This is a genomic window from Mesorhizobium comanense, assembly GCF_005503535.1.
Classification (GTDB): Bacteria; Pseudomonadota; Alphaproteobacteria; order Rhizobiales; family Rhizobiaceae; genus Mesorhizobium; species Mesorhizobium comanense.
The window spans coordinates 1-7,006 of record NZ_SCNN01000058.1 but is presented as its reverse complement, the minus strand read 5'-3'; the positions used below and the strand labels follow the sequence as shown (position 1 = coordinate 7,006).

At 60.0% G+C, this 7,006-nt stretch carries 6 protein-coding genes and 3 pseudogenes; 5 read left to right on the top strand and 4 right to left on the bottom strand.

All coding sequences use genetic code 11. The features are described from left to right. Positions 1-113: 113 nt before the first annotated feature. Positions 114-230 (bottom strand): annotated as a pseudogene (locus FFS37_RS36565) (IS630 family transposase); the annotation flags it as partial. Between FFS37_RS36565 and FFS37_RS35425 the strand changes: the two are divergent. The 3 genes and pseudogenes from FFS37_RS35425 to FFS37_RS35410 all read left to right on the top strand — a co-directional run. After that, positions 230-345 (top strand): annotated as a pseudogene (locus FFS37_RS35425) (IS630 family transposase); the annotation flags it as partial. The pseudogenes FFS37_RS36565 and FFS37_RS35425 overlap by 1 nt on opposite strands. A gap of 93 nt (positions 346-438) precedes the next feature. Then, on the top strand, positions 439-1,122 hold the full coding sequence (locus tag FFS37_RS36095; protein WP_210240522.1) for a transposase: 684 nt from the start codon (positions 439-441) through the stop codon (positions 1,120-1,122). Positions 1,123-1,703: 581 nt separating this feature from the next. Then, positions 1,704-3,251: a Do family serine endopeptidase gene (locus FFS37_RS35410; RefSeq protein ID WP_137935524.1), complete on the top strand. Its 1,548-nt coding sequence runs from the start codon at positions 1,704-1,706 to the stop codon at positions 3,249-3,251. 333 nt (positions 3,252-3,584) lie between these two features. Here FFS37_RS35410 and FFS37_RS35405 read toward each other — a convergent pair whose 3' ends face one another. Continuing rightward, positions 3,585-4,037, bottom strand: coding sequence for a YdcF family protein (locus FFS37_RS35405; protein WP_171026565.1), 453 nt, complete (start codon positions 4,035-4,037; stop codon positions 3,585-3,587). Between the two features lie 163 nt (positions 4,038-4,200). On the opposite strand from FFS37_RS35405, the gene FFS37_RS35400 reads away from it, so the two are divergent. Further along, positions 4,201-4,440, top strand: coding sequence for a helix-turn-helix domain-containing transcriptional regulator (locus FFS37_RS35400; protein ID WP_332313578.1), 240 nt, complete (start codon positions 4,201-4,203; stop codon positions 4,438-4,440). A 47-nt stretch (positions 4,441-4,487) separates the two neighbouring features. Here FFS37_RS35400 and FFS37_RS35395 read toward each other — a convergent pair. Then, positions 4,488-5,077: pseudogene (locus tag FFS37_RS35395) on the bottom strand (IS481 family transposase); the annotation flags it as partial. Between the two features lie 166 nt (positions 5,078-5,243). On the opposite strand from FFS37_RS35395, the gene FFS37_RS35390 reads away from it, so the two are divergent. Then, entirely contained in the window at positions 5,244-5,867 is a 624-nt protein-coding gene (locus tag FFS37_RS35390; RefSeq protein WP_137935522.1) for a transglutaminase-like cysteine peptidase, read from the top strand. 76 nt (positions 5,868-5,943) lie between these two features. Here FFS37_RS35390 and FFS37_RS35385 read toward each other — a convergent pair whose 3' ends face one another. Next, on the bottom strand, positions 5,944-6,888 hold the full coding sequence (locus tag FFS37_RS35385) for a L,D-transpeptidase family protein (RefSeq protein WP_137935521.1): 945 nt from the start codon (positions 6,886-6,888) through the stop codon (positions 5,944-5,946). Between the last annotated feature and the right edge of the window lie 118 nt (positions 6,889-7,006).

Below are 7,006 nucleotides of genomic sequence, written 5' to 3'. Positions count from 1 at the left end.
ACGACCGGCGGTTCATCGATCCCACCCCTCCCGCCGCCTGCGGGTGGTGAAGGCCCGCAGGCGGCAACCCACTTTGGCCTCGAAACGACGGAAAGTCATAAGACAAGCGGTTCATGGCCGAGGGCGTGGTCGGGCTGCTCCAGCGTCAGCGCCACAACCTGGTCGACCAGCGCGGTCTCGAGCGGCGCGATGCCCGGAGGCCGGGTCTTATCGCGCAGAAGGCCATCCACGCTTCATCAAGGAGCACAATCAGCAAACCCGACCCTTCGTCTGGCGCGCCGATCCAGACGAAATCATCGCCGCCGTCAGGCGCGTGGGCACCAAACGTTGGAATCAATCCAATAGGCGGTGTGGACGAATTGACTCTGGTATTTGTTCACGGGTTCTCGGGGCTCATTCCATCTGATTTATAGGTTGCCGATTGATTTGGAGGTCGGCATGTGCACCAAGATGATGGATGCCGATTGGGCGAACGCGCTGAAGGTGTTTTGCGCGTCGCTGCCAAGACGCGGCGCCAAGGGCCGGAATGATCGGCTATTTCTGGAGGCGCTGCATTACTTCTCGGTTCACAACATCACCTGGCGGGCGTTGCCGGAGCGCTTCGGCAAATGGAACAGTGCGTGGAAGCGCTTTGATCGCTTTGAGCAAGACCGGTGTCGTCGAGATGTTCTTCGAGCATCTTGCCGCGCTGTCCTCGTCGGCGCATCTGGTGCAGATGTTCGATTCGACGGTGGTCCGCGCCCATGTCTCGGCAGCGGGCGCAAAAGGGGGCAGGAAAATCAGGCGCTTGGCCGCTCGCGCGGAGGGTTCTCGACCAAAATCCACATGAAGACGGACTTCGACGGCCATCCCATAGCTTTCGACCTGACCGATGGCGAGAAAGGTGACGCGCCGCACTTTCCCATCCTGCTTGGCCTCGGTCCCGACAACGACCCGCGGCGCGGCGATCGGCGACAAGGGCTATGCCAGCAAGGCCAACAGGCAAGCGGCGCGGGATTCGTCGCAATTCCCATCGTTCCGCATAAGGCCAACGAAAAGGGCAAGCGCGCTTCTTCGCTGCCTCGAGCCCCGCCCACGGCCGGCGGCCAGCGCAGCTATGGCGCCGGCGACCTGGGTGACTGATGTTCCCAAACCAACGCCGCGATTTCGGAGTCGGCATCGACGAAGTGCGCGTACTGCTAGACTTGTCGACCAGCAGCGACCGCGACTGCGTGGACCACGCGACATTGCCAGCGGCATCTTGATAAGGTCGCCGGAGGTTGGTTGAACTGTGCTTGTTCGAACATCGGCGGAGAGCTTCGTCACCCACTGCAATGTCGCCTATACCGGCGGTCCCGGCCAGGACTGCGTGATTTTCAAGGATTTGACGATGTCAGCCAAGCAGCGGCCTCAGTCCGCCGCGCGGAGACCCGGAAAGCTGGTGCGAGAATCGATCGCCAAGATCAGAAACCTCCATCAGCGGTAGCAGCTCAGTGATTCGGTGCTCCATGCGGTGCGTCAGGATCTGATTTAGTGGAGACTTTCGCTCATCGCCTCGCACCATCCCAGGACGACCCGTTGAGGGTTTCACAGGCGGCGGTCGCTGCTATCAAACATTACAAAAAGATTCATGCACCGGAAATGTCGCCGTAATGTGCGCCTATCTAATTCTCTTCCCGAGGACGCAATTTAAAGCGCGTCCCTTGAAAGAGGATACGAGACAAATGAATATTGCCCCCAATTCATATTCCCGAACCCGCAAACGTCTGATGACTGCCGCTGCGTCCCTGGCAATTGCCGGCGCGGTCGGCATTGGTGCGTTGACCAGCGGAACCGTGCCGGTGCTGGCCGAGGCCGTGCGTGTCGACGCGCCGCAGGTTCCGGGCTTTGCCGATATCGTGGAGCGCGTGTCGCCCGCCGTTGTCAGCGTCAAGGTCAAGGCCAAGATCGATCAGACGGCCGATAACGGCTCCGACCAGTCTCAGGGTTCTGACGGCATGGACAATCTCCCCGACAATCCGCAGCTGCGGCGGTTCTTCAAGGAATTCCGCGGCTTCGGCGATCAGGGTGGTCAGGGCGGCAACCGTCGTTTTGGAGATCGCGATCGCAACAACGATCAGCCCCGCCCCGAGGCGCAGGGGTCCGGCTTCTTCATCTCCGATGATGGTTATCTCGTCACCAACAACCATGTCGTCTCCGAAGGTTCATCGTTCACCGTCGTGATGAACGACGGCAAGGAGCTCGACGCCAAGCTCGTCGGCACCGACCCGCGCACCGATCTTGCCGTACTGAAGGTCGACAGCGACGGCAAGTTCACCTATGTCAACTTCGCCGACGATTCCAAGGTTCGCGTTGGCGACTGGGTCGTGGCCGTCGGCAATCCGTTCGGCCTCGGCGGAACGGTTACGGCCGGCATCGTCTCGGCCCGTGGCCGCGATATCGGCGCCGGCCCCTATGACGACTTCCTTCAGATCGACGCCTCGGTGAACCGCGGCAGTTCGGGTGGCCCGACCTTCAATCTCAACGGCCAGGTCGTCGGCATCAACACCGCCATCTTCTCGCCCTCGGGCGGCAGCGTCGGCATCGCCTTCGACATTCCTGCCTCGACGGCAAAGGGGGTCGTGCAGGAGCTGATGAAGAACGGCTCCGTGCAGCGCGGCTGGCTTGGCGTCGAAATTCAGCCGGTCACCTCCGACATCGCCGAATCGCTCGGCCTGAAGTCCGACAAGGGTGCGCTGGTTTCCAGCGCCCAGGACGGTGGCCCCGGCAAGAAGGCCGGTATATCAGCCGGTGACGTCATCACCCAGGTGGACGGCAAGGGCGTCGGGTCTCCGAAGGAACTCGCCCGCCTGATCGGCACCTATTCGCCCGGCAAACCGGTCGACGTCACGGTGTGGCGTGACGGCAAGAGCCAGACGATCAAGATCGATCTCGGCAAACTGCCCAACACCGACAAGCAGGCCTCGGCCGATCAGCAGCCTGCCGCTCCGGCAGGGCACGATTCACTAGCCGATCTCGGTCTCACCGTGACTAAGTCCGACAACGGCAAGGGACTTGTGGTGACTGATGTCGATCCCGACAGCGATGCCGCCGACCGCGGCATCCAGCCGGGCGATGTCATCACCGCCGTGAATTCCGCGGCGGTGACCAACACCGACGACGTTTCCAAGGCCATGGCCGATGCGGTCAAATCCGGTCGCAAGTCGGTGCTGATGCAGATCACCCACGACGACAGCAACCGCTTCGTCGCGCTGCCTGTCGGCAAGGGTTGACCACTATTCGACTTTTCCGGTGCGGCGGTTTCAAACACCCCCGAGCCGCCGCACGGGAAAGCACGGGGCCGGAACACTTTAGTCAGTCATCGTGTTCCCCTCCGGCGGCAGCGGGCTCTCGCAGCCCGTTGCCGCGTAACCAGCAAAGGCCACAATGCACATGCCGGCCGGCATCTTCCTCCGAAATCGAGTATAACGGTGAACATTCGGTATTTTCATCGACGTGCTAACGCTCATTTCCAAGGTCCCACAACCAGACCTTTCTCACCAGGAGTGACTATCGTAAATGGTCGGGAGGACACAGCTTAGCCGTCAGGCCGACCATGCGGTAAGTCAGCAGTCCGAACCATTCATGTGCGGCAAGATCGGTGGCGGCCAAGCCGACGGCGATCGAACCGGTCGGGCGCTTGATATCTGCTGTGCCACGCGTTCGATAGTCGACTGGATAGGGGTAACATCAAATCCGGCAGCGCGAAAACATCCCACCGCCCTGGGCATTTGACTGGCTGACGTAAGCCAGAGTTCGCCTGGCTTCGGCTGAACCGAGGCGGCGCTTTCCGTTCCGTTTTCGCACGTGTTTCGCGGCCGTTCCTCCATATCGATGCGTCGTGGGGACACGCTTAGCGAAATGCGGATATCCTGGGCGACTTGGGATTCAGTCAGTGCCAGCAGCGCCGATATGGCCGGATCCTCCGGATAGGAAGATTCGCGCATCCGGATACCGCCTGCGGTCAGCCGTTCTCCCGCCTCATTCATCGCCAAGGTGTCGCGGTAGTTGCTGGCCATTGCTCTCACTCCTTCGTCTTCTTGCGGCGTTTGTAATCCGCCCATCGTTCGAGAGCCTGGGCGATGCCGGCTTGCTGGCCATTGTCCCGCAGTTTCAAGGAGACCGTGAAGGGGCCGCGCGGAGCGCGATCCCGAGTTTCGTGCCGCACTTCTGGGAGAAGCGATGGAGGCCTTTACAGCCGGGGAGCCAGATACGGGCAAGGCGCTGATCCGCGACTACATCAATGCAACTGTCGGTTTCGAGCAGCTTGCCGAAGCTGCCTCAATCGATCCCAAAAACCTGATGCGCATGTTCGGTCCGCGCGGCAATCCGCGTCTGGTCAATCTGTCCGCTGTTCTTCGCGAACTCAATCGCCGCGAGGCGGTTGATTTCCGGGTCGAAGCAGAGCGGCTGGCCAGCTGAGCTCGCGCACGAGTCGGCAAGCGACTTCGCGCCAACCATTTCCAGCACCTTGTCGGTAAGCACGGTGTGGATCTTGTAGGGCACGGCCGCGATCAACCGCAGTAGAAAGTCTCTTGATACGGCTGTGGGGCCTTCTCATGCAACTCGACGAAGGCGAACTTCGAGGTGCGGTCGATAGCGACGAACATGTTCAGCTTGCCCTGCTCGGTCCTGACCTCGGCAATGTCGATGTGGAAGTAGCCGATCGGGTAGCTCTTGAATTTCCTCTTCGCCGGTTTGTCGCCCTCGACATCCTGCAGCCGGCCGATGCCATGGCGTTGCAGGCAGCGATGCAATGAAGATCGCGTCAGGTGCGGGATGGTCGCCTGAAGCGCATAGAGGCAGTCGTCGAGCGGCAGCAGCGTGTAGCGGCGGAAAGCGACAATGACCGCCTCCTCCTCAATCGAGAGCACCGTCGATCTCGGTTCCTTCGGACCAGTTGGCAGATCGGCGACCGAAGCTCGCCTCTTCCACTTCGCGACCGTCTTCTGGTTGATCCCGTAGCGCTTGGCCAGCGTCCTCAGGCTGTCTTGACTTGCTGTATCGCTCGACGGACCGCCTCTGTCGTTGTGGCGCTCCCATGAAGAACTTGGCCCATTAAAGCCTGGGATCAAACATCTAGGCTTTCCGCGCGCATTTGTTGCACAATAGTCGCTGTCACGGTCACGTGAGTAACCATGCCGCTGATCTGGCGATCCTCATCATTGACACGCACTGTTAATCGCCCTTAACATTTCGTTAACAAACAGGGGCGAGCGGGGACGATGATTTCATTTTCGGCGGCTCGGATCGTGCATATGACTATCGGGATCGCCGCCGGGCTGGTCGTTTCGGCGTTGGCTGCGGCGCCAGTGGTTGCTGCCCATCCGATGGCAACGGGCGGACTCACTTCTCAGCCGATCGGACACTACGATTTCTGCAAGGCCAATCCGGCCGAGTGCTCGATTCGTCCCGGCAATCTCGCACCCGCCACCATGACCGACGCGCTGTGGCGAAAACTGACCAGCGTCACCGCAAAGGTCAACGCCGCGGTCAAGCCGATGAGTGACTTGGACACCTATGGCAAGGATGAGGTCTGGGCCTATCCGGACAAGGGCGTTGGCGACTGCGAGGACTATGTGCTCGAGAAACGCCGTGAACTGAACCGCATGGGAATGTCTCTCGCCGATCTTCTGATCACTGTCCTGCGCAAACCGGACGGCGAGGGCCACGCGGTGCTCACCGTGCGCACCGACAAGGGCGACTACCTCCTGGACAACCTGACCGACAAGGTGCGGCAGTGGGACGAGACAGACTATATTTTCTTGAAACGGCAGGCGATCGATAACACCGGCCGCTGGGTCTCGATCCGCGACGCACAGCCCTTGTTAGTCGGAGCCGTGCAGTAAGGATGTGCTGCCTCGCTTGTCGTGCGAAGGCTGGGCTTGGTCACGGGTATTCCGCTGAAAGCTGCAAAATCGACCGTCATTCGCCTGGACTATGCGGGTCCGCCAACGCGGCTTCCGGCCTGCTAATGGGCACTTCGTCCAATGACGCCTTTTTGGCAAGGGCCGCGGCGCCGCGGCTTTTTAGAAGTTTCCGGAAGCTTGGGTGCATGCCTCCATCTGCATAGGCATGAGCTTCGACGATTGTGCCCGAGGAGAGAAGTGCTTCCGTCTTGCGTGCGTCGGCATCGTCTCGCGCGGCCACAGCACCATTTTCCGAATTTAGCAACGGTGGACATGAAGCGAGCGGATCGCGTGGATCGCCACCTTCGAAATCCGCGTCAAAGACATACCGTCTACCGCAGTAGGAAACCTTCGGCGGACGGCCTGTAACTTCGAAATTGTCGTAGCCCTGCTTAAGGTTCGTCCAAAAGCTATAGTTTGGGTCGTTTCGATTCTTTGCCATATTTCCCGGGGTCATCCGGAATGGAAAAGCCTGTACCTGAAATGATGTCTGGCCGCCCCTTATGGCTTCTCGGACGACCGGATAGATTTCGGCAACACCTGCATCCGTGAGCGCGAAACATCCTGATGATGAGCAGGCGCCATGAACCATCAGCGCTTCGCCGCTATAGCCAAGGGCGCTCTCCAACTTGTTCGGGTAACCAAGGTTGAAGGAGAGATAATACTGCGAATTCGGGTTTAGCATGCCCGCGGAGACCTGGTAGAATCCCTCTGGCGCTTGCCGATCACCATTCTTGGTTTTGGGTCCAAGTTTGCCGGACCAGCGGCACATCGGAAACGTCTTCAAGAGCGCGTAGCGCCCGGAGCGATCGCGTTTCCAGATCTCCAGCTCACTCTCATCTTTGAATATCCGGATCAGGATCGGATCGGCCGGCCTCATTTTCCGCCTGCTCATATCGCTGACGAGGCTTGCATTGATTGGCTGGTTTGCTTTGTCAGCGACGTCCAGAACCGTCGACACGCACCCTGAGAGCCTGAATCAAAAAGAATGGTTTGATATCAAGCTCTTGCGAGCCTGCGTGTGAGCAGGCGAATGTGGGCGACGTATATCCAGGCTTCTGCAGAAGCGATGGATTTCT

What these genes read in the sequence shown, in the direction of transcription:
- FFS37_RS35410 (WP_137935524.1), top strand. Translation starts at nt 1,704, where the DNA reads ATGAATATTGCCCCCAATTCATATTCCCGAACCCGCAAACGTCTGATG.
- FFS37_RS35400 (WP_332313578.1), top strand. Translation starts at nt 4,201, where the DNA reads ATGGAGGCCTTTACAGCCGGGGAGCCAGATACGGGCAAGGCGCTGATC.
- FFS37_RS36095 (WP_210240522.1), top strand. Translation starts at nt 439, where the DNA reads ATGTGCACCAAGATGATGGATGCCGATTGGGCGAACGCGCTGAAGGTG.
- FFS37_RS35405 (WP_171026565.1), bottom strand. Translation starts at nt 4,037, where the DNA reads ATGGCCAGCAACTACCGCGACACCTTGGCGATGAATGAGGCGGGAGAA.
- FFS37_RS35390 (WP_137935522.1), top strand. Translation starts at nt 5,244, where the DNA reads ATGATTTCATTTTCGGCGGCTCGGATCGTGCATATGACTATCGGGATC.